At 73.0% G+C, this 23,015-nt stretch carries 8 protein-coding genes; all 8 read left to right on the top strand.

The features are described from left to right. Positions 1 to 560: 560 nt before the first annotated feature. A complete protein-coding gene (locus tag IEZ27_RS15000) occupies positions 561 to 2,012 on the top strand; it encodes a thioesterase domain-containing protein (RefSeq protein ID WP_189647741.1) in 1,452 nt (483 codons plus the stop codon). Next, positions 2,009 to 6,619: a non-ribosomal peptide synthetase gene (locus IEZ27_RS14995; protein WP_189647740.1), complete on the top strand. Its 4,611-nt coding sequence runs from the start codon at positions 2,009 to 2,011 to the stop codon at positions 6,617 to 6,619. The genes IEZ27_RS15000 and IEZ27_RS14995 overlap by 4 nt, the downstream gene beginning before the upstream one ends. Beyond that, positions 6,616 to 12,030 (top strand): type I polyketide synthase, encoded by a 5,415-nt coding sequence (locus IEZ27_RS14990; RefSeq protein WP_189647739.1) that lies wholly within the window; start codon positions 6,616 to 6,618, stop codon positions 12,028 to 12,030. Before IEZ27_RS14995 ends, IEZ27_RS14990 begins: the two co-directional genes overlap by 4 nt. Then, complete coding sequence (locus IEZ27_RS14985; protein ID WP_189647738.1) at positions 12,027 to 12,230, top strand: MbtH family protein; 204 nt, start codon at positions 12,027 to 12,029, stop codon at positions 12,228 to 12,230. Before IEZ27_RS14990 ends, IEZ27_RS14985 begins: the two co-directional genes overlap by 4 nt. After that, on the top strand, positions 12,223 to 15,366 hold the full coding sequence (locus IEZ27_RS14980) for a non-ribosomal peptide synthetase (RefSeq protein WP_189647737.1): 3,144 nt from the start codon (positions 12,223 to 12,225) through the stop codon (positions 15,364 to 15,366). Before IEZ27_RS14985 ends, IEZ27_RS14980 begins: the two co-directional genes overlap by 8 nt. Next, positions 15,363 to 18,497 (top strand): non-ribosomal peptide synthetase, encoded by a 3,135-nt coding sequence (locus tag IEZ27_RS14975; RefSeq protein WP_189647736.1) that lies wholly within the window; start codon positions 15,363 to 15,365, stop codon positions 18,495 to 18,497. Before IEZ27_RS14980 ends, IEZ27_RS14975 begins: the two co-directional genes overlap by 4 nt. Beyond that, positions 18,490 to 21,522: a condensation domain-containing protein gene (locus tag IEZ27_RS14970; RefSeq protein ID WP_189647735.1), complete on the top strand. Its 3,033-nt coding sequence runs from the start codon at positions 18,490 to 18,492 to the stop codon at positions 21,520 to 21,522. The genes IEZ27_RS14975 and IEZ27_RS14970 overlap by 8 nt, the downstream gene beginning before the upstream one ends. Beyond that, a partial coding sequence (locus tag IEZ27_RS14965; protein WP_189647734.1) for a condensation domain-containing protein occupies positions 21,519 to 23,015 on the top strand: 1,497 nt, incomplete at its 3' end. The genes IEZ27_RS14970 and IEZ27_RS14965, both read left to right, overlap by 4 nt.

Below are 23,015 nucleotides of genomic sequence, written 5' to 3'. Positions count from 1 at the left end.
ACCGGACACCTTGGACGCCGTCACCGTAGAAGGCGTCTGACCAGGGGGAATGTGGATGCCCGCGGGGCGCGGAACGACGGCTGTCAACATCTTGTAAGGCTGCTACCAGCAAGATCGTCCATGATCTGACCGATATATGGAATCGGTCTCGACTCAATTAGTCAATAGGGACAGAACACCCTCTTTCGGACATGACCGAAACTCCAATTACGGGCATTCCATGGAGGAGCTAGATGATCACACAGGGTGCCGAATCCCCAGGACGCGGAGGCAGGCGGAGATCATCGGCCCAGCGGGAGAGGGTCCGTCACCTGTCAACACATCCCCGGGCACCGAATTTTCCTGATGCCCGAAACCCTCATTCCAACATTGGTTTAAATTTCATCCCTTGACTGACTTTCGGACAAAATAATAGGAATGGCGTGGCTTCAGGCGCTTGCCGCCCCTCGTCAGGACGAACCCTGACGTGCGGCCCATACTTCATGCTGCCCGCGCGACGACCTCGTACGGCGCAGCGAACCTGCCGGGGGGGACTTTGCGTAGCAAGGCGAGAAGAACACGTGCTACCTGAGACACCGTTCGCCTCGCTGACGCGATACCCGCCCGGAGCTCCGCTCCTGTTCTGCCTCCCCTACGCCGGTGGGGACGTCTCCGCATTCTGGGCCTGGAAGCAGGCGTTCGACGGGGTCTTCGACGTACGGGTGGTGATGCTCCCCGGTCGTGAAGGCCGGGTGGCTGAACCCGGAGCCCTCTCCCCGGAGCTGATCGCGCGGTCCATCGCCGCCCACACCCGCACGCCGTACTCGATCTACGGGCACAGCATGGGCGGACGGGTCGCCTTCGAGGTGGTCCGCGAGCTGCGGCGGCTCGGCGTACGAGCGCCCGAATGCCTCTACGTCGGCGCCGCGCACCCGCCGGAGCGCCAGGAGACGCTGGGACGGTGGACGGGCCTGGGCGACGAGGACCTGATCGAGGAGCTGATCCACCGGCTGGACGCGCCCGCGGACCTGCGGACGCAGCCCGAGCTCAAGGCGTTGCTCATCCCCGCCCTGCGGACGGACATGGAGTGGCTGCGCCACTACCGCTTCGCCAGGCAGGAGCCGCTCGACGTGCCCATCGTCGCCTTCGCCGGGGCTCACGACCGGGAGGTCGCCCATCCCGGCATGCTCGCCTGGGCCCGCCACACCTCCTCGACCTTCCGTCTGCACACGCTCGACGCCGCGCACCTCTTCCTCACCACGCACGCCGATCAGGTGGCGCGCACGATCGCGGACGGCCCTCATCGGGGCCTGGCCGCGGGCGAGGTGCACGTGTGGCTGGCCGACCTCGACGAACTGCCCGAGTTGTGCGCGGCCGTGGACGAGTTGTCGCCGAAGGAGGCGGCACGGGCGGCCCGGTTCCGGCAGGAGGACCAGCGGCGCCGGTTCGTCGGCAGGTCGGTGCTGCTGCGACGGCTGCTCGGCGAGTACGGGATCGAGCCGGGCACAGGTGGGCCGCGTCCCCTGCCCGGCGGCGGGAGCGAGGCCGGCCACAGCCTCAGCCACTCGGGCGGGCTCGTGCTGGTCGCGCTGGCGGCCGGCCGGGTGGGCGCCGCGCTGGAGCGCTTCCGCCCGCTGGCCGACGAGCAGTCCTTCTTCGACGGGGTGCTGGACGAGCGGGAGCGCGACGAGTACGCCGGGCTGCCCGAGGAACTGCGGTTGCCCAGCGCGCTGCGCACGTGGACGGCCAAGGAGGCGGTCTCGCGGGCGACCGGCGACGGGCCGCGGGTGGATCCGGCGTTGTTCGGGTTCGCCGGGCAGCGGCCGGGCGCGACCTGGGTGCCCGAGGTGGCGCCCGAAGCGGCACAGCAGGCGGAACAGCTGGCGGAGTGGCTGGCGGAGTGGCGGGTGACGCACCTGCCGCTGGGCCGGGCGACCGCCGCGATCGCCGTCCGCGCGCCGCGCTTCCTGCTGCGTTTCGAGACGGTTCGGCAAGGCCGGCTGGTACGGCCGGGTGTGGAGGCCGCAGGATGACACTCCTCAGCAGTCTGATCACGGCTCAGGCCGCGAGGACCCCGGACGCCCCGGCGGTCCGGCAATGGGATGACGTGCTCAGCTATGCCCAGCTGGTCGAGCGGGCGTGGGCGCTGGCGGCCCGGCTTCGCGAGCTGGGCGTCGGGCCGGAGGCACGGGTGGGGCTGTGCACCCGCCGTACTCCGCTGATGCCGGTGGCGGTGCTGGCCGTCCATCTGGCGGGCGGTGCGTACGTGCCGCTGGATCCGGGGCATCCGCGCAAGCGGCTGGAGGAGGTGCTGGAGGACGCCGGGATCGCGGTGGTCGTCGTGGACGAGCGCGGCCGCGAACTCCTGGACGGCTGCGCCTCCACGCTCGTGGACGCCTACCAGCCGGGGCCGGCCGAGCCGCTGGAGAGCGGCGTCGTGGCGGGCAACGCGGCGTGGGTGATCTACACCTCCGGTTCCACCGGACGGCCCAAGGGCGTGGTCGTGAGCCACGCCAACGCGGTCTTCTTCGTCACCTCGACCGTCGCGCACTTCGGCCTGGACGCGAGCTGCAGCTCGATGGCCTTCTCCGCCCTGGGCTTCGACGCCTCGATCATGGACATGGTGCTCCCGCTGACGATCGGCGGCTGCGTGCAGCTCGTGCCGGACGAGGACCGCGTGGACCCGGCCCGGTTGCAACACTTCCTGGAGGCGCACGACGTCACCTGGGGATACCTCCCGCCCGCGCTGCTCCCGCTGGTGGATCCGAGCCGCCTGCCGTACCTGCGGGACGTGGTGACGGCGGGTGAGCCGCCCCCGCCCGAGCAGGTGGAGCGGTGGTCGGCGCACACGCGCTTCCACAACCTGTACGGCCCGACCGAGCTGACCGTCGTCGTGGTCGGCGGCGAGTTCCACGGCGTGTGGGACCGGCCGCTGCCGATCGGCCGGCCGCTGCGCGGCTGCCGGGCCTACATCGTCGACGAGGACATGAACCTGTGCCCGCCGGGTGTGCCCGGCGAACTGCTCGTCGGCGGCCCGCAGGTCAGCCGCGGATACCTGGGCCGGCCCGCGCTGACCGCCGAACGGTTCGTGCCCGACCCGTTCTCGGCGGAGCCGGGGGCGCGGCTGTACCGGACCGGCGATCACGTGGCGTGGGGGGAGGACGGCCAGATCTCGTTCATGGGCCGCCTCGACCGCCAGGTGAAGGTGCAGGGGCAGCGCGTGGAGATCGGCGAGGTGGAGACGACTCTGCGCGCGCATCCCGGCGTGCTGCAGGCGGTGGTGGACTTCACCGGCGAGCTGGTCGCCTACGTGACGCCCGAGGACGCGCCCGACCTCGCCGTGCTGCGCGAGGACCTGGCGGTGCGGCTGCCGCCGTACATGTTGCCGACCAAGCTGGTACGCCTGGCCATCCTCCCGCTGAACCCCTCGGGCAAGGTGGACCTGGCCGCCCTCAAGGCGCGGTCCCGGTGGGAGCGGGGTACGGCGACCGGGCTGGCCGGGATCTGGGCGCGGGTGCTGGAGGCGCCCGTCCCGGACGACGAGGACGACTTCTTCGAGCGCGGCGGGCACTCGCTGCGGGCGATGCGGCTGGTGGCCGCGGTACGCGCCGAGCTGGGCCGGGCGGTGTCGGTCCAGGACGTGTACGAGGGCCGCACCTACGGCGCGCTGCGCGCGCTCGTGGAGGACGCGCCGCGGGCGGCCGTCGCCGCGCCGCCCACCGGGAGCCCGGTGGCGTTCTCGCCCGCCCAGCGCCGGATGTGGTTCGTCGAGCAGCTGGCGCCCGAGTCGACCGCGCACAACATCGCGATGGCCGAACGGATCCGCGGCCCGCTCGACGTCGCGGCGCTCCGGCGCGCGCTCACCGCCGTGGTGGCGGTCCACGAGGCGTTGCGCTGGCGGGTGGGCTCGCGCGACGGCATCCCCGACGTGACGGTCGCGCCGCCGGCCGAGGTGCCGCTGCCGGTCGACGACCTGTCCGCCGCCGAACTGGCCGCGGCGCTGGAGAAGGAGGCGCGGGAACGGTTCGACCTGGCCGCCGGGCCGCTGTTCCGGGCGCGGCTGATCCGGCTGGCCCCCGACGAGCACGTGCTCTGCCTGACCGCGCACCACCTGGTGTTCGACGGCTGGTCGCAGGACGTGCTCTTCCGCGGCCTGTCCGCCGCCTACCGGGGCGAGCCGGTCGAGGTGCCCGAGCACACGTTCGCCGACTACGTACGCTGGCTGCGCGGGAACGACGACGGCCAGACACTGGGCTGGTGGCGGGAGCGCCTGCGTGACGCCCCGCTGGTGCTCGACCTGCCCAGGGACGCGGCCAGGCCGCCCGCGCAGACCTTCCGCGGCGCCTCCTGCCGGGGCGAGCTGGACGCGGCACTGGGCGGACAGGTGGCCGAGCTGGCTGCGCGGCTGGGCAGCACGCCGTACGCGGTGTTGCTGGCCGCGTTCGCCCGCCTGCTCGCCGGGTTGTCGGGACGTGACGACCTGGTGGTGGGGGCGGCGTACGCGGACCGGCCGCACGTGGCGTTCGAGTCGCTGGTGGGGATGTGCGTGCAGGTCCTGCCGCTGCGGCTGCGCCCTCGGGGCGACTTCGCGGAGCAGGTGACGGCGTGCGCGGCCGAGCTGGGCGCGGCGATCAGGCACCGGGACGTGCCGCTCGGGCAGTTGCTGGAGTCGCTGAGGCTGCCGCGCGACCTGAGCCGCAACCCGATCACGCAGGTCATGTTCAACATGTACAACTTCGCGCAGGCCCATCTGGAGCTGGACGGTTGCGAGAGTGAGCCGTTGCGGCCGGGGCTGCCGGGGGCGCTGTTCGACCTGACGATGTACGTGGGCGAGCAGCGCGGCGGTTACGCGCTGGAGCTGGTCTACAACCCCGACCTGTTCTCGGCCGAGCGCATGACGGCGCTGGTCGACGGCTATGTCGGGCTGCTCGGCGAGTTGCTGACCGGGCGGGCCGAACCCGGCTCCCCCGACGTGGAGCTCCCGGACTGGGACGGCCCCGGGCTGCTGGAGCTGGCCGGCGACGCCCACGCGGGGGCGCGGCGGCGTACCGAGGCGGCGCTGCGGGAGGCGGGGGCCGGGCCGGGGGCCGTGGTGGCCGTCGTGGCCTCCCGGGTGCCCGAGCTGCCGGGGATCCTGCTCGGCGTGCTGGCCACGGGGGCGCGGTGGGTGGTGATCGACTCGGCGTATCCTCCTGCCGTACAGGAGCGGCAGATCGCCGCCGCGGGCGCCCGGCTGGTCCTGCGGGACGGGACGATCGAGCCGCGCGAGGGCGGCGCCGAGCTGCCGGGGTCCGGCTATCTCTCGATGACCTCGGGCACCACGGGCGATCCCAAGCCGGTGGTCACCGCCGAGAGGCCGCTGGCTCATTTCATCTCCTGGTACGTCCGTACTTTCGCCGTCGAGCCGCACGACCGGTTCGCGTTGTTGTCCGGGCCGGCCCACGATCCGGCGCTGCGCGACATGTTCGTCCCGGCCGCGGCGGGCGCCGAGTTGTTCGTGCCCGAGCTGGAGCTGGTCCGCGATCCGGCCAAGCTGGTCACCTGGCTGCGCGAGCACGCGATCACCGTCCTGCACCTGACGCCGCAGCTCGCGGCGATGCTGGCGGGCACCGGCGCGACACTGCCCGACGTACGGCTGGCCGGCGTGGGTGGCGACCTGTTCACCGGCGCCCAGGCGGGCAGGCTGCGGACGCTCGTACCGAATGCCCGGCTCGTCGCCTTCTACGGCACGACCGAGACGCCGCAGGCACACGCCTGGCACGAGCTCGCGGAGCCGTACCCGGAGGTCGTGCCGATCGGCCGGCCCGTCGAGGGCAGCGAGATCATCGTGGTGGCGCCGGACGGCAGGCGGGCCGGGGTGGGCGAGCTGGGTGAGGTGGTGGTCCGCAGCCGCCATCTGGCCTCCGGTTACCTGGACCCGGCGCTGACCGGGCGGCGCTTCGACGGCGACCGTTTCCGTACCGGGGATCTCGGCCGGCGCAACCCCGACGGCACGGTCACCCCGGCCGGGCGCGCCGACGACCAGGTGAAGGTGCGTGGGTTCCGGGTCGAGCTGGGCGAGGTGGAGGCGGCGCTGGCCGCCTGCCGGGACGTACGGGCCGCTGCGGCCAAGGTCGAGGGCGGCACGCTCATCGGCTACGTCGTGCCCGCCGGGCCGGGGACGGCCGCGCATCGGATCCTGGACGAACTGCGCCGGGCGCTGCCCGAGCACGCCGTTCCCACCGAGGTGGTGGTGCTGCCCGCGCTGCCGCTGACGCCCAACGGCAAGGTGGACCGCGCCGCGCTGCGCGGGCGGCCGGTCGAGCAGCCGAAGGCCGACGGCGGCCTCGACGGTCCCACGCAGAAGACCGTCGCCCAGGTGTGGCGGGCCGTGCTGGGCATGCCGCGGCTCGGCCCCGACGACAACTTCTTCGAGATCGGCGGCCACTCGCTGGCCATGGCGGCCGTGCAGGCACGGCTGAAGGCGGCGACCGGCCGCGAGATCCCGATCACGGAACTGTTCAGGCATCCCACGATCCGGACGCTGGCCGCGCATCTCGATGGCGCGGGCGGCAGTCCGGGGCTGGACCGGGCGGCACGCCGCCTGGCCTCACGGCGAGACAGGTTGAGGAACCGCAACGAGAAGGGGATTGCCCCATGACGGACGAGCCCACGGCTGAGCCGATCGCGATCATCGGCTTGTCGTGCCGAGTCCCGGGAGCGGGTGACGCGCAGCAGTTCTGGCGCAACCTCGCCGACGGCGTCGAGTCGCTGACCACCTACACCTTGGAGGAGCAACGGGCGCTGGGCACGGCGGAAAGCCTGCTGGCCGACCCGAACTTCGTGCCGGCCGCCATGGCGCTGGACGACTACGAGGGTTTCGACGCGGCGTTCTTCGGCATGTCGATCAGGGAGGCGGAGGTCCGCGACCCGCAACACCGGTTGTTCCTCGAACTGTCGCACACGGCGCTGGAGGACGCGGGCTACGACCCGTTCCGCTATCCGGGCGAGATCGGCGTCTACGCCGGGACCGGGACGGACACCTACCAGTGGCGCAACATCCGCAGCAACGCCCAGGCCCACAAGAACGCCGGCTGGCTCGCGGTCATGGTGGGCAACCACGTCGACTACTGCGCGACGCTCACCTCGTACAAGCTCGACCTGCGCGGCCCCAGCTACACCGTGCACACCGCGTGCTCGACCGCGCTGGTGGCCTTCCACGTCGCGTGCGAGGCGCTGCGCAACGGCGAGTGTGACATGGCGCTGGCCGGCGCGGCCATGCTGGACCTGCCGCAGGGCGAGGGGTACATCTACGACCAGGACGGCATCGTCTCGCCCGACGGGCACACCCGTTCCTTCGACGCCGACGCCGGTGGCACGGCCTGGGGCAGCGGCGGCGGCGTCCTCGTGCTGAAGCGGCTGTCGGAGGCGATCGAGGACCGCGACAACATCCGCGCGGTGGTCCTGGGCAACGCGATCAACAACGACGGCGCGGGCAAGGTCGGCTTCTCCGCGCCGAGCATGGACGGTCAGGCCGCGGTGATCGCGCAGGCGCTGGGCGTGGGCGGCGTGGACCCGCGTACGGTCACCTACGTCGAGGCGCACGGCACCGGCACGGCGCTCGGCGACCCGATCGAGGTGGCCGCGCTGTCCAGCGTGTTCGCGCAGCACACGACCGACACCCAGTGGTGCGGCATCGGCTCGGTCAAGAGCAACATCGGCCACCTCGGCCAGTCGGCCGGCATCCCCAGCCTGGTCAAGACGGTGCTGGCGCTGGAGAACAAGCTGATCCCGCCGACGCTGCACTTCAAGAGCCCCAACCCGAAGATCGACTTCCCGGTGAGCCCGTTCTACGTCGTCTCCTCGCCGACGAAGTGGGAGCCTGACGGCTTCCCGCGCCGGGCCGGGATCAGCTCGTTCGGGATCGGCGGCACGAACGCGCACGCCGTACTGGAGGAGGCGCCGCCGCGTCCGCCGCTCCCCCGCGAGCGGCCCGCGCACCTGCTGAAGTTGTCGGCCAGGACCGAGTCGGCGCTGGCCGCCGCGCGGGAACGGCTGGCGGCGCACCTGGCCGCGCACCCCGAGACGGACCTCGCCGACGTGGCCCTCACGCTGCGCGTGGGCCGCCGCGAGCTCAAGCACCGGGCCGCCGTCGTCACGACGTCGCCGGCCGACGCGGTGGCCGCGCTGACCGACCCCAAGCGCGTCGTCTCCGGCGCCAAGCCGAAGCGACCCGCGCAGGTGGCCTTCCTCTTCTCCGGCCAGGGCTCCCAGTACGGCGGCATGGCCGCGGAGCTGTACCGGAACGAGCCGATCTTCCGCGAGGCGGTGGACGAGTGCGCGGCCGTCCTGGACGTGCGCGAGCAGATCTTCGCCACCGGCGAGGAGGCGGACGAGGCGCTGCGGCAGACCTCGCTCACCCAGCCCGCCCTGTTCACGGTCGAGTACGCGCTGGCCAGGCTCTGGCTCTCGCTGGGCGTCGAACCGGCCGCGATGATCGGCCACAGCATCGGCGAGTACGCGGCGGCCACCATCGCCGGCGTCTTCACGCTGCCCGACGCGATGCGGCTGGTCGCGGCGCGCGGACGGCTGATCCAGGACCTGCCGCCCGGTTCCATGCTGGCCGTGCAGCTCATGCCCGACGAGATCGCGCCGATGTTGCCCGACGACGTCTCCGTGGCCACCGTCAACGGCCCCGGCACGTGCGTCGTCGCCGGCCCGTCCGAGTCGATCAGGGATCTGGCCGAGATGCTGGAGGAGGAGGGCATCGGCTGCACCCAGCTGCGCACCTCGCACGCCTTCCACTCGGCGATGATGGAGCCGATGCTGCGGGAGTTCCGCGAGCTGGTCGCCGCCGTCGGGCCGGCCGCGCCGAGCCTGCCGTTCCTGTCGAACGTGACCGGCACCTGGATCACCGCCGCGGAGGCCACCGACCCGTCGTACTGGGCCCGCCACGTACGCGAACCGGTCCGCTTCGGCGACTGCGTCTCGACGCTCCTGGCCGACGGCGAATGGATCATGATCGAGTGCGGCCCTGGACGGCAGCTGTCCGGCCTGGCGGGCACCCAGCTGCCCGCCGGCGCGATCGCCCCGCTGCCGTCGCTGCCCGGCCCGCGCGACCGGGCCGGTGACGTCGCGGTCCTCTCGCAGGCCGTGGGCGCGCTCTGGGTGCACGGCGTCGAGCTGAACGACTTCGGCGCCCCCGGCTTCCGCGTCTCGCTGCCGGGTTACCCGTGGGAGCGGCAGCGCGCCTGGATCGACCCCGACCCGCAGGGCGCCTTCTCCGGCGGCGTCGCCGCGCCGCGGCAGGCCGAGGGGCCCCTGCCTCCCGAGCAGTGGTACGGCGTGCCCGTCTGGCACCAGGCGCCCGCCCGTCCGGCGACCGCGTCGCCGATCACGCGCTGCCTGGCCTTCGTGGACGAGGACTCGGCCGCGCTGGCCGACGCCCTGCGCGCCTCCGGCGCCGAGGTCCTGGAGGTACGGCCGGGCTCCGCGTTCAGCGCCTCCGACGGACATTTCACCGTACGGCCCGCCGAACGGGAGGACTACGACGCGCTGCTCGAAGCGGTCGGCGAGATCCCCGAGCGGATCGTGCACGCCTGGGCCCTCACCGGCGGTGAGCGTACGTGGGCGGCGCAGGACCGCGGCTTCTTCGGCGTCCTGGCCCTCGTGCAGGCGTTGTCGGCGGCCCAGCCGCCCGGCGGCGTGCAGCTCGACCTGGTGACCGCCGGCACGATGGACGTCGTCGGCGACGACCTGACCAGGCCGGAGCACGCGACGCTGGCCGCCTTCGCCCGGGTCGTCCCCCTGGAGACGCCGTGGTTGCGGGTCCGCCACATCGACGCGCCCGACCGGGACGCGAACTGGCAGGCGGCGGTGCGTGGCCTCGCCGCCGAGCTGGGCCGCGCGGCGGAGCCCGGCGAGGCCGGGCTGCTGGCCCCGGTCGCCCTGCGCGGCGGGAAGCGGTGGCTGCTCGGATACGAGCAGGTGGAGGTGACGAGCGAGCCGGGCGAGCCGCGCGACGGCCAGGTGTACGTGATCACCGGCGGTCTGGGCGGCATCGGCGTCTCGCTGGCCGAGGACCTGGCGGCGCGGGCCCGCGTCAACCTCGTCCTGCTGTCCAGGACCGGGCTGCCCGGCGGCCCGCCGCGGTCGGCCCGCGAGGCGCGCGCCGCCGAGGCGATCCGCCGGATGGAGGCCGCCGGGGCGCGGGTGCTGACCCTCGCCGCCGACGTGACGGATCCGGCGGACATGCGCCGGGTCAGGGACGAGACGCTCGCCGCGTTCGGCCGGGTGGACGTGCTCGTGCACGCGGCCGGCCTGCCCGGCGGGGGCATGGCCCAGATCAAGGAGCGGGAGGCGGCGGAGGCCGTGCTCCGGCCCAAGGTGCTCGGCACGCTGGCGCTCCAGGAGGCGTTCGGCGAGCTGGAGCTGGAGGCCGTGGTGCTCTGCTCGTCGATCACCGCGGTGGCCGGCGGGTTCGGGCAGATCGACTACTGCGCGGCCAACAACTTCCTCGACGCGCACGCCCGCGCCGGGCAAGGCTGGAACGCCGCCCAGATCGTCAGCGTCAACTGGGGCAGGTGGCTGGAAGTCGGCATGGCGGTGGAGACCGCGGCCCCCGCCGGATTCGTCGCCCTGCAACGCGGCGACCGGATCAAGGCGATCGACCACCCGGTCCTCGACGCGCGGCACGCCGGCGAGGGCAACGGTCTCGACTGGTGCAGCGGCACCCTCTCGCCGAGCACCCACTGGGTGCTGGACGAACACCGCATCGCCGACGTGTCGGTACTGCCGGGCACCGGTCACCTCGAACTGGCCAGGACGGCCGCCGAGGCGGTGCTGCCCGGCAGCGGCCTGGTCGAGCTGCGGGACGTGGTGTTCGTCGAACCGCTGTCGGTGGCCGACGGCGCCACCGCCGAGGTACGGGTGATCTTCACCCCGGAGGCCGACGGCGCGGAGTTCCAGGTGCAGAGCATCATCGGCGGGTCGCACCGCGTCCACGCCAGAGGCACGGCGGCCAAGGTGAACCCGCCGGCCGCCGACCGCGTGGACCTGCGGGCGATCATGGATCGCTGCGTGCCCTCGACGGACGAGCAGGGCGGCGTCCCCCTGTCGGGCCTGCTCACGCTGGGCGAGCACTGGCACCGGACCCTGACCGCCACGCATGCCGGCCGGCAGGAGGCGCTCGGCCTGTTCGAGGCCAACGACGCGCTGCTGTCCGATCTCGACCGCTGGGGGCTGCACCCGGCCCTGCTCGACGTCGCCACCACGTTCAGCTGGGTCGAGGTCGAGGGTCACTACCTGCCGCTCGGCTACGGCCGCATCACCGTGTTCGGCGCCCTGCCCGAGGCGTTCTGGAGCCATCTGCGCATCACCAGCACCGACACCGACGAGGTGCTGGTCGTGGACGTCACGATGATCGCGCCCGACGGCACGGTGCTGGTGCAGGTCTCCGACTACGTCCTGCGCAGGATCGACACCGAGGCCGTGGTGTCCGGGGTCGTCACCAGCGCCGGCTCCCAGCTCGCCGCCCCGGCGGCGGCCACGGCCGACGACGCGGCCGGCATCAGGCCGGCCGAGGGGGCCCTCTCCCTGCGCAGGCTGCTGGCCGCGCCGCTCGGCCCGCAGGTCGTGGTGGCGGCCACCACGGTGGCCGAACTCGTCGCCGGCGTCGGCTCGCTGACCCAGGAGACCGTGGAGTCCGAGCTCGATCCGGCGGCGGTCGCCGACCGGCAGGACAAGGCGCCCGCCGAGGGTTACGTCGCCCCGCGCAACGACGCCGAGGCCACGATCGCCCGCCTGTGGGGCGAGGTGCTCGGCGGCGACCACATCGGCGTCGACGACGACTTCTTCGAGCTGGGCGGCAACTCGCTCATCGCGGTCCAGCTCATCGCCCTCATCCGCAAGGAGCTGGGGGTGCGGCTGCCGATGCGCAACCTCTTCGAGGAGCCGACCGTGGCCGGGGTCGCCGCCCTGATCGACGCCGCCACGGCCGCGGCCCCCGAGCCCGCCCCCGCCACCGGGCCCGCCGCCCAGACCATCCCCCGTCTCCCCCGGAGTTCCGCATGAGCGCAGAGACCAGCACAGACACCAAGGTCGTCCGCAACGACGAGGAGCAGTACTCCATCTGGCCCGCCGGCCGGGACAACCCCTCCGGTTGGTACGACGCCGGTTTCTCCGGCACCAAGGACGAATGCCTGGGCCACATCGAGCAGGTGTGGACCGACATGCGCCCGAAGAGCCTGCGAGAGGCCATGGACAGTGAGTGATGCCTTCCCCGCGTCCTCCGGCCAGGAGCGGATGTGGTTCCTTTCGCGCTTCGAGCCCGATCTGGCCGTCTACAACATCGGGATGATCATGCCGATGGCGGCCAGGCAGCCGGTGGACCCGCGCCGGCTGGAACGGGCGATCGACCTGGTCGTACGGCGCCATGAGGCGCTGCGCACCACGTTCGAGTTCCGGGACGGGCAGGTGGTGCAGCTCGTCAGCCCCGGCGCGCCGCCCACCGTCCTGACGGAGACGGACCTGACCCACCTTCCGCGGGACGGCGCCGAGGCGGAGCTGGCCCGCCTGGCCCAGGCGGACGCGGTGCTGCCGTTCGACATGGAACGGGCGCCGCTGTACCGGGCCAGGCACGTCAAGCTGGCCGAGGACGATCTGCGGCTGGCCATCGTCTTCGACCACACGATCTTCGACGGCATCTCGTCCATGGTCTTCATGGACGAGGTGGAGGAGTGCTACGACGCGCTCGGCGAGGACCGTGCGCCGAAGCTGCCCGAACTGCCGATCCAGTTCGCCGACTTCGCCGTGTGGCAGCGCGGCAGGTTGTCCGGCGAGTTCCTGGAGACCGAGCTGGTCCACTGGCGCGAACGGCTGGCCGGGGTGCCCGCCGACCTCGCCCTGCCGGGCGACCGGCCGCGGCCGGCCCGCCGTACGTATCGGGGCGGGATCCGGCTCGGCACCTACTCCCCCGAGCTGTCGGCGGGCGTGGAACGGCTGGCCAAGGAGCTCAACACGACGTTGTTCACGGTGATGCTCACCGCGTACGCGTCCGTGTTGTCGCGCTGGTCCGGGATCGACGACATCGTGGTGGGCACCCCCGTCGCGGGACGGCTGCTGCCCGAGACCGAGCCGGTCATCGGCATGTTCGTCAACGCGGTGCCGCTGCGCGTGGACCTGTCGGGCGCGCCCAGCTTCCGCGAGGCGGCCACCCGCGTACGGGCGACGGTGGCCGAGGCGCTCGACCATCAGGAACTGCCGTTCGAGCGGCTGGTGGAGGATCTCCAGCCGACCCGGGACCTGAGCGTGCCGCCCCTCTACCAGGTGATGTTCAACCTGGCCATCCGTACCAACGAGGGGCAGATCGCCAACGGCACCGCGAAGGTGGACGTCCAGCTCGACGTCAACATGCGCGACGGGCTGCTGCACACCCGGCTGGAGTACGCGACCGACCTGTTCGATCCGGAGACGATCGAACGCTTCGAGGCGAACCTGCGGACGCTGGTCGAGTCGGCCGCCGCCGACCCCGACCGGTCGGTCCCCACGCTTCCCGTGCTCGCCGCGGAGGAACGTGCGCGGGTGCTGGCCCTCGGGACCGGCGCGCCCCAGGCTGCGCCCGGAACCCTGCACACGCTCATCGAGGCCCGGGCGGCCGCCGCCCCGGACGCCCCGGCGGTGGTCTTCGGCGAGGTCACGCTCACCTACGCCGAGCTCAACGGCCGCGCCAACCGGCTCGCCCGCCGGTTGCGGGACGTCGGCGTCGAACGCGGCCGCACTGTCGCGGTCTGCGCGGAACGCTCGCCCGAGCTGGTCGTCGCGCTGCTCGCCGTCCTCAAGGCGGGCGGCGCGTACGTGCCGCTGGATCCCGAGTACCCGCGGGACCGGCTGGAGTTCATGCTCGCCGACTGCGGCGCGCGGGTGCTGCTGACCCAGCGCCACCTGGTGGTGCCCGGCGGGCCGATCGAGACGGTGCTGCTGGAGGACGACCACGACTTCGCCTCCGGCGACCTGGAGCCGGTGACCGGACCGGACGACGCCGCGTACCTGATCTACACCTCGGGCTCGACCGGCCGGCCGAAGGCCGTGGTCAACACCCATCGCGGCATCGTCAACCGGCTCGCCTGGATGCAGGAGACGTTCGGGCTGACGGCCGGCGACGTGGTGATGCAGAAGACCCCGACCAGCTTCGACGTGTCGGTGTGGGAGTTCTTCTGGCCGCTGCTGCAGGGCGCCTGCCTCGTCCCGGTACGGCCGGGCGGCCACCGCGACCCCAGCCACCAGCGCGACCTGATCAAGCGGCATTCGGTGACCACGATGCACTTCGTGCCGTCGATGCTCGCCCTCTTCCTGGAGGAGGCGAACATCGAGTCGTGCACGTCGCTGCGCCGCGTGGTGTGCAGCGGCGAGGAGCTGCCGCCCAGGTTGGCGGCCCGCTTCTTCGACCGCCTGCCCGGCGTGGAGCTGCACAACCTCTACGGCCCCACCGAGGCGGCCGTCGACGTCTCCTGGCACGCCTGCCGGCCGGGCGAGACGGTGATCCCCATCGGCCGTCCGATGCCGGGTTGCCGCCTGCACGTCCTGGACGAGCACCTGGAGCCGAGGCCCGTCGGCGTGCCCGGTCACCTGCACATCGGCGGCGTCCAGGTGGCCCGCGGCTACGCGGGACGGCCGGGGCTGACGGCCGAGCGCTTCGTCCCCGACCCGTACGGGCCGCCGGGCGCGCGCCTGTACGCCACCGGCGACCTGGCCAGGCTGCGCGCCGACGGGGAGATCGAGTTCCTCGGCCGCATCGACGACCAGGTGAAGGTGCACGGCTGGCGGGTCGAGCTGGGCGAGATCGAGGCGGCGCTGGCCGAGGACTCCCGGGTGCGCCGGGTCGTCGTGGCACTGCGCGACGACGCGCCGGGCGGCCCCGGGCTGGTGGCCTACGTGGACTGGACGGGCGAGGCGAGCCGGCTCTCGCACGAGCTGCGTACCGGGCTGGCGCGCACGTTGCCGCCGGCCCTGGTGCCGCAGGCGTTCGTGCAGGTCACCGAGTTCCCGCTGAGTCCGAGCGGGAAGCTCGACCGCGCCGCGCTGCCGCCGCCCACCGGGCCCGGCCGCGGCGATCTCGGCACCACCTACGTCGCGCCGGAGACGCCGCTGGAGGAGGAGCTGTGCGCGCTCTGGGGCGAGCTGCTGGGCCGTGACCGGGTCGGCGTCGAGGACGACTTCTTCGCCCTCGGCGGGCACTCGCTGCTGGCCGTCCAGCTGATCACCAGGTACCGGGAGGAGTACGGGATCGAGATGGACCTGCGGGTCTGCTTCGAGCTCACCACGGTGACCGAGCACGCGCTGGCCGTACTGGAACTCCAGCTCGGCGACGTCGAGCTGGACGATCTCCTGGCGGAGGACGCGGACGGATGAGCGAGGTGCGAGGGCGGCTCGCCCGACTCAGCCCGGAACAGCGTGCGGCGCTGGAGCGCAGGCTCCAGCGGCAGCCGAAGGCCCGGCCCACCGGCATTCCCGCGCGCAGCGATCCGGACGCGCCGGCGCCGCTCTCCTACGGGCAGGAGCGGCTCTGGTTCCTGCAACAGCTCGACCCGGCCGACGCCTCCTACAACATGTACATGGTGCAGCGGTTGCGCGGCGAGCTGTCCGTCCAGGACCTCGCCGCGGCGCTGACCGCCGTGGCGGCCCGGCATCCGATGTTGCGGGCCCGCTTCCCCGCCGTGGAAGGCAGTCCGGTCCAGGTCGTCGAGCCTGAGCTGAAGCTCGATCCGGTGCTGGTGGACCTGGCGGACCTGCCCGCCTCCGAACGGGAGGCGCGCGCCACGGCGCTCGTGGCCGAGCTGACCAACACGCCGTTCGACGTGGCCACGGGCCCGCTGGTACGGGTGCACCTGATCACGTTGTCGGCGACCGATCACGTGTTCTGCCTGGTCCTGCATCACCTGGTGGCCGACGGCTGGTCCCTGAAGATCATCTTTTCCGAGCTGGCCGCCTGCTACGCCGGGAACGCGGCCGGCCTGGGCGCTCCTTCGGTCGACTACCGCGACTTCGCCGCCTGGCAGCGGGGCCGCGAGCCGTCGCAGAAGTCCCTGGACTACTGGCGCGCCCAGCTCGACGGCGTGGAGCCGCTCGACCTGCCCACGGACCGGCCGCGGCCGGCCGTACGGGTGCCCAGTGGCGACTACTGCGCGCGCCGCATCGGCCCCGAGCTGACGGCCCGCCTGGAGCAGCTGGCCAGGGACGAGCGCGGCACGCTGTTCATGGTCCTGCTGGCCGCCTACCAGCTCCTGCTGGCGGCTCACTGCGGCAGGGACGACCTCACGGTCGGCTCGGTCATCGCCGGACGCGACCGCCCGGAACTCCACGACGTCGTCGGCTTCTTCCCCGAGACGCTGGTACTGCGCGGCGACCTGTCCGGCGACCCGTCCTTCCGCACGCTGCTCGCGCGGACCAGGGCGACGGTCCTGGACGCGTTCGCGCACCAGGACATCCCGTTCGAACGCCTGCTCAACGACCTCGGCATCCGCCGCGACCTGAGCACGACGCCGCTGTTCCAGGCGATGTTCGTGATCCAGGACAAGGCGGCCTCCGCCCTTCCGTTGCCGGGCATCGAGGTGGAGATGTTCGACCCGGGGGCGACCCAGGCGAAGTTCGACCTGATGCTGGACATCACCCAGTTCGACGGCTCGCTCTGGGCGATGTTGTCCTACGCCAGCGACCTGTTCGAGGAGGAGACCGCGACGCGGTTGCTGCGACGCTGGGAACGGGTGCTGGAGACGGTCGCGGGCGACCCGGGCACGCCGCTGTCCGCGTTGCGCGCGGCGATGATGTTGCCCGAGGACCGGCCGCCGGCCCTCGACAACCCGCAGCCGCCCGCGCGCGACGTGCTCGACCTCTTCCACGAGCGCGTACGGCTCTCGCCCGGCGCCCCGGCGGTGAGCCACGGCGCCCGCCGGGTCACCTACGCCGAACTGGACGCCATGGCCACCGCGCTGGCCGGGCGCCTGTCCGAGGCCGGCGTCGGCCCGGACACGGTCGTGGGCCTGCGCGCCGGGCGCTCGGTGGAGCTGATCGCCGGGATGCTCGCGGTCGGCAAGGCGGGCGGCGCGTACCTGCCGCTCGACCCGGCCTACCCGCCGGAGCGGCTGCGGTGGATGGCGGCGGACGCGGGGGCAGCCCTGGTGCTCGACGAGGACGGCCTGCGCGAGCCGGCGTCCCACGTCGGCGGCGCACCCCAGGCCACCCCGCCGGGCTCGCTGGCCTACGTGATCTACACCTCGGGTTCGACCGGACGTCCCAAGGGCGTGGAGGTGCCGCGTGAGGCGCTCGCCTCACGGGTGGGCTGGATGCGGGCGCACTACGAGCTCGGGCCGGGCGACCGCGTCCTGCAGTTCGCCTCGCCGAGCTTCGACACGCACGCCGAGGAGATCTACCCGGCGCTGGCCGCCGGCGCCGAGCTCGTCCTGTGCCCGGACGAGCCGCTGCCGGACTTCCTGAAGACCCCGGAGGGTTCGGCGCTCACCGTGCTGGACCTGCCCACGTCGTACTGGCAGGAGCTGGTGGCCATGGGGGTCGCGTGGCCGTCCGGCCTGCGGCTGCTCATCCTGGGCGCCGACCCGCTGCCCGGCCCCGCCCTGGCCGCCTGGTACGAGTCCGCGCCTCCGGGCGTGCGCCTGATCAACAGTTACGGCCCCACCGAGACCACGATCATCGCGGCCACCGCCGAGATGCACCCCGCCGAGGCGCTGCGCCGTCCGGCCGTGGGGGTCGCCCTGCCCGGCACCACACTTCAGGTGCTGGCCCCCGACGGGCTGCCGGTTCCGCCCGGCGTCGCGGGCGAGCTGCACATCGGCGGCAGCGGCCTGGCCCGCGGCTACCGGGGCGCGTCCGCCCTCACGGCCGAGCGTTTCGTCCCCGGTCCTGACGGCTCGCGCCTCTACCGCACCGGCGACCGGGCCCGCTTCCGCCTGGACGGCAGCCTGGAGATCCTCGGCCGGCTGGACCGGCAGGTGAAGGTGCGCGGGTACCGCGTGGAGCCGGGCGAGGTGGAATCGGTGTTGCTCGCCCACCCGTCGGTACGGCAGGCCACCGTGGTGGTCCGCGACGACCGCCTGATCGCGTACGCCGTGCACGACGGCGGCGACGGGTTACGTGATCACCTGGCCGCCGAGCTGCCCCCGCACATGGTGCCGAGTGTGGTCGTCACACTCGATCGCATTCCGCTGACCCCCGGCGGCAAGATCGACCGGGAGGCCCTGCCCGAGCCGGGTCAGACGCGGACCGCGGCGTACGAGCCGCCGGTCGGCGCGGCCGAGGAGCTGGTCTGCATGGTCTGGACCGAGGTGCTGGGGCTGGAGCGGGTCGGCGTACTGGACGACTTCTTCCAGCTCGGCGGCCACTCGCTGCTGGCCACCAGGACCACGGCCCGCATCGCCGCGGCCATCGAGCTGGAGGTGCCGCTCAAGCTGGCCTTCACCCACCCGACGCCACGCCTGCTGGCCGCGGCGCTGGAGAACCTGGCCGAGGAGGCCGACGAGCGTGGATGAGCGGCGTGCGCGCGTGGAGGCGCGCTTCCGCAAGGCGATCGCGGGCCTGGGCGACGCCGAGGAGATCCCGCGGCGTGCCGGGGGCGGCGATCCGCCGCTGTCGTTCGCGCAGGAGCGGCTGTGGTTCATGGAGCAGTTCGCCCCCGGGACGAGCGCGTACGTGTTGCCCGTGTCGGCCCGGCTGCGCGGCCCGCTCGACACCGAACGGCTGCGGCACTCGCTCGACGCCGTGGTCGCCCGGCATGAGAGCCTGCGCATGACCTTCCCGGCCGGCCCCGACGGGCGGCCGGAGGTACGGGTGGCCGAGCGGGTACGCGTCCCGCTGCGCATTGTGGACGCGCCGACGGAGGCGGCGGCCAGGCAGGTGCTCAGCGCCGACGCCGCGCTCCCCTTCGAGCCGGCGACCGGCCCGCTGCTGCGCGCCACCCTGGTACGGCTGGCGCCCGACGACCACGCGCTGCTGGTCGCGGTCCATCACATCGTCGCCGACGGCTGGTCGGCCGACCTCATCCTCCGCGAACTCCTGGAGCCGCCGCAGCACGGACCCCGGCTGGGTTTCGGCGACTACGCGTCCTGGCAGCGCGAGCGGCTGAGCGGCGCGCGGCTGGCCGGCGACCTGGCGTTCTGGCGCGGCGAGCTGGACGGGTTGCAGGTCCTCGAGCTGCCCCTGGATCGGCCGCGCCCGCCTCGGCAGGGCTTCCAGGGCGGCTGGCACGACCTGGAGCTGGACATCGCGGAGTTCCGCGAGTTGTGCCGGGCCGAGGGGGCGACGCTCTACATGGGGCTGCTCGCCGCCTTCCAGGTGTTGCTGGCCCGCTGGTCCGGTACGACCGGATTCGCGGTGGGTTCGCCGGTGGCCGGGCGGACCAGGCCGGAGTTCGAGGACATGGTGGGCCTGTTCGTCAACCTGCTCCCGCTGCGGGCGCGGCTGGCGGGCGATCCCGGGTTCGCCGAGTTGCTGCGCCGTACGCGGGACGGGGCGATCGAGGTCTACGACCACCAGGAGCTGCCGTTCGAGAAGCTGGTCGCCGAGCTGGACCCCGAACGCGACGTCAGCCGCCCGCCGCTGGTCCAGGTGCTGTTCGCGCTGCAGACCTATCGCGACGGCGGCGAGGGTTTCGAGCCGGACAGCACGACCACCCGGTTCGACCTGGAGCTCTACGCCGCCGAGCGGGGTGACCTGCTGGCGGGGCGTTTCGTCTACAACGCCGAGTTGTTCCGGCCGGAGACGATCGAGCGGCTGGCACGCCGGTTCGGCGCCCTCCTGCGTGCGGTGGTGGCGGCGCCCGACCTGCCGGTGGGGCGTCTGGACATCCTGCCGGCCGAGGAGCGGGAGCAGATCGCGCGGTGGAACTCCACCACCCGGGAGCATCCCGGCGGGACGCTGCACGAGCTGGTCTTCGAGCAGGCGGAGCGGACGCCGGACGCGACGGCGCTGGTCTTCGAGGGCGACCGGCTGACCTACGGCGAACTGGCCGAACGGGCCCGCGCCGTCGCCGCCGGGCTGGGATCCCGTCTGGACCAGCCGGTCGGCGTCAGCATGGAACGCGGGCTGGACCTCCCGGTCGTGCTCCTCGGCGTGCTGGCGGCCGGTGGGGCGTACCTGCCGCTCGATCCGGGCCACCCGGCGGAGCGTACGCGCGGCATGCTGGCCGACGCGGGCGCCGACCTGGTGCTCACGGCGGCGGACGGGCACACGACCCCGGGCCCTGTCGTACGGGTGCACGAGGACAACCTGGCCTACGTCATCTTCACCTCCGGCTCCACCGGACGCCCCAAGGGCGTGGGCGTCTCCCACCGAGCCATCGTCAACCGGCTGCGCTGGATGCAGGACACCTTCCACCTCACCCCGGAAGACCGCGTCCTGCACAAGACGCCCACCACCTTCGACGTGTCGGTCTGGGAACTCTTCTGGCCGCTCATCACCGGCGCGACCATGGTCATCGCCCGGCCCGGCGGACACCGCGACACCGCCTACCTGCGCGACCTCATCAAGACGGAAGACATCACCACCGCGCACTTCGTCCCCTCGATGCTCCAGGCCTTCCTGGAGGAGGAGGACATCCAACCACCGCAACGGATCATCTGCTCCGGCGAAGCCCTCCCACCCGGCATCGACCTCCCAGGACTCCACAACCTCTACGGCCCCACAGAAGCCGCCGTAGACGTCTCCTGGCACCCCTGCCAACCGGGCGAGCCGAACGTCCCCATCGGACGGCCGGTGGACAACACCACCCTGCACGTCCTGGACGAGCAGTTCTGCGAAGTCCCCATCGGAACCCCCGGAGAGCTCCACATCGGCGGCGTGCAACTCGCCCGCGGCTACCTCGGCAAACCGGCGCTCACCGCCGAACGTTTCCTGCCCGCGCCCGGCGGCGGCCGGCTCTACCGGACCGGTGACCTGGCCCGCCGGCTGCCCTCGGGCGAGCTCGAATACCTGGGCCGCACCGACCACCAGGTCAAGATCCGCGGCATGCGCGTGGAGCTGGGCGAGATCGAGGCCGTCCTGCGCGAACAGCCGGGCGTCACGGGCGCGGCGGCCAAGCTCGTGGACGGCCGCCTGGTCGGATACGTCGTCGGCGACACCCCCGACCTGTCCGAATTACTGCCAGATTTCATGATCCCGACGGCGTGGGTACGGCTCGACCGCCTGCCCGTCACCGCCAACGGCAAGCTCGACCGCGCCGCCCTCCCCGCCCCCGACCGCCCGGCCGACCTGCCCTGGGAGCCGCCGCGCGGCGAGGCGGAGAACGCCGTCGCGCAGGTCTGGCAGGAGGCTCTCGGCCTCGACCGGGTCGGCAGGCACGACACCTTCTTCGCCGTGGGCGGCGACTCGATCCGCAGTCTCAAGGTCGTGGCCCGGCTGCGCGCCATGGGCTACGGCGTGGAACTGCAACACCTGTTCACCCATCAGGCGGTCGCCGAACTGGCCGCCGTCCTGCGGCCGCGGCAGGCCGTACCGGAACCCGCGGCGGGAGCCTTCGACCTGCTCAGCCTGGCGGACAGAGAGAGGCTCACGCGATGATCATCGACGCCTACCCGCTCAGCGCCCTCCAGGCCGGGATGCTGTACCACAGCGAGCTGGACGGCGTGACCTTCCACGACCACACCACGCTCACGCTGCGCGGCACGTTCGACGAGGCGGCGCTGGTCAGGGCGCTGGAGGAGCTGTCGGCGCGGCACGAGGTGCTGCGGACCTCGTTCGACCTGACCGGGTTCAGCGAGCCCGTCCAGCTCGTGCACGACCGCGCGGAGATCCCGCTGACCGTCTCCGACGGCGAGCCGGAGTACGGGCCCTTCGACTGGACGCGGGCGCCCCTGCTACGCGTCCACGTGCGGCCCGAGGCCGGCAGGTTCGCGCTGACCGTCTACTTCCATCACGCGATCCTCGACGGGTGGAGCGTCGCGAGGCTGGTCAGCGAGCTGCTGGCGCGCTACGCGACACCGGGGCTGCCGGTCGGGCCGCCGGGGGCGCGCTTCCGCGACCTGGTGGCGGCCGAGAAGGCCGCGCTCGCCCGGCCGGAGGCCGCGGAGTTCTGGCGGGAGGCGATCGCCGAGGCGCCGGAGGGCCGGCTGCCCCGGATGCCCGGCTACCCCACCGGCGGGCCGCGCAAGGTCGAGGTGCTGGCCACGGCGCTGCCCGGCGACCTGGCGAAGGCGCTCACCGAGGAGGCGGCCGCCGCCCGGGTGCCCCTGCGCTCGGTGCTGCTCGCGGCGCACGTACGCGTCATGGCCCTGCTGACCGGCGATCCGGACGTCCTGACGGGGATGCTCACGCACAGCCGTCCGGAGAGCGAGGCGGGCGACGAGGTGCTCGGGCTGTTCCTCAACACCGTCCCGCTGCGCGTGCGGGCCGACGCTGCCGACCTGGTCCAGCAGGTGTTCCAGGCGGAGGTGGCGGCGCTGCCGTACCGGCACTTCCCGCTCTTCGAGATCCAGCGGGCCAGCGGTCGCGCCCGCCTGCTGGACACGCACGTGGACTTCCGCGACTTCCACGTACGCGGTGCCGCCGCCACGCCCATCGAGGGCCAGGACTTCTTCGAGCAGACCGACTTCGCCTTCAGCGCGGCCTTCGTCCGGACGCCCGGCCAGGGGCTGACGCTGACCATCTCCTACGACACCACGCAGTTCCCCGCCGGCCAGATCGCGGCGATCCGGGATCACTACGTCCGCGCGCTGTCCGGGGACGTCGGCATCTCGCCGGAGGACGCGGCCCTGCTCGCCCTCTGGAACTCCACCGCGCACGACCACCCGGGCGGAACCCTGCACGAGCTGGTCTTCGAACAGGCGGAACGGACACCGGACGCGACGGCGCTCGTCTTCGAAGGCGACCGGCTCACCTACCGCGAGCTGGCCGAGCGGGCCCGCGCGGTGGCGGCCGGGCTGGACGTGCGGCTGGACCAGCCGGTCGGCGTCAGCATGGAACGCGGGCTGGACCTCCCGGTCGTGCTCCTCGGCGTGCTGGCCGCCGGTGGCGCGTACCTGCCGCTCGATCCGGCCGATCCCGAGGAACGGCGT

Origin of the sequence: Nonomuraea spiralis (genome assembly GCF_014648435.1) — a bacterium.
Classification (GTDB): domain Bacteria; phylum Actinomycetota; class Actinomycetes; order Streptosporangiales; family Streptosporangiaceae; genus Nonomuraea; species Nonomuraea spiralis.
This window is presented reverse-complemented; position numbering and strand designations above follow the sequence as displayed.

Bases quoted from the DNA above. Each gene is read 5' to 3' on its own strand.
- IEZ27_RS14995 (WP_189647740.1), top strand. From the start codon at position 2,009: ATGACACTCCTCAGCAGTCTGATCACGGCTCAGGCCGCGAGGACCCCG.
- IEZ27_RS14990 (WP_189647739.1), top strand. From the start codon at position 6,616: ATGACGGACGAGCCCACGGCTGAGCCGATCGCGATCATCGGCTTGTCG.
- IEZ27_RS14985 (WP_189647738.1), top strand. From the start codon at position 12,027: ATGAGCGCAGAGACCAGCACAGACACCAAGGTCGTCCGCAACGACGAG.
- IEZ27_RS14975 (WP_189647736.1), top strand. From the start codon at position 15,363: ATGAGCGAGGTGCGAGGGCGGCTCGCCCGACTCAGCCCGGAACAGCGT.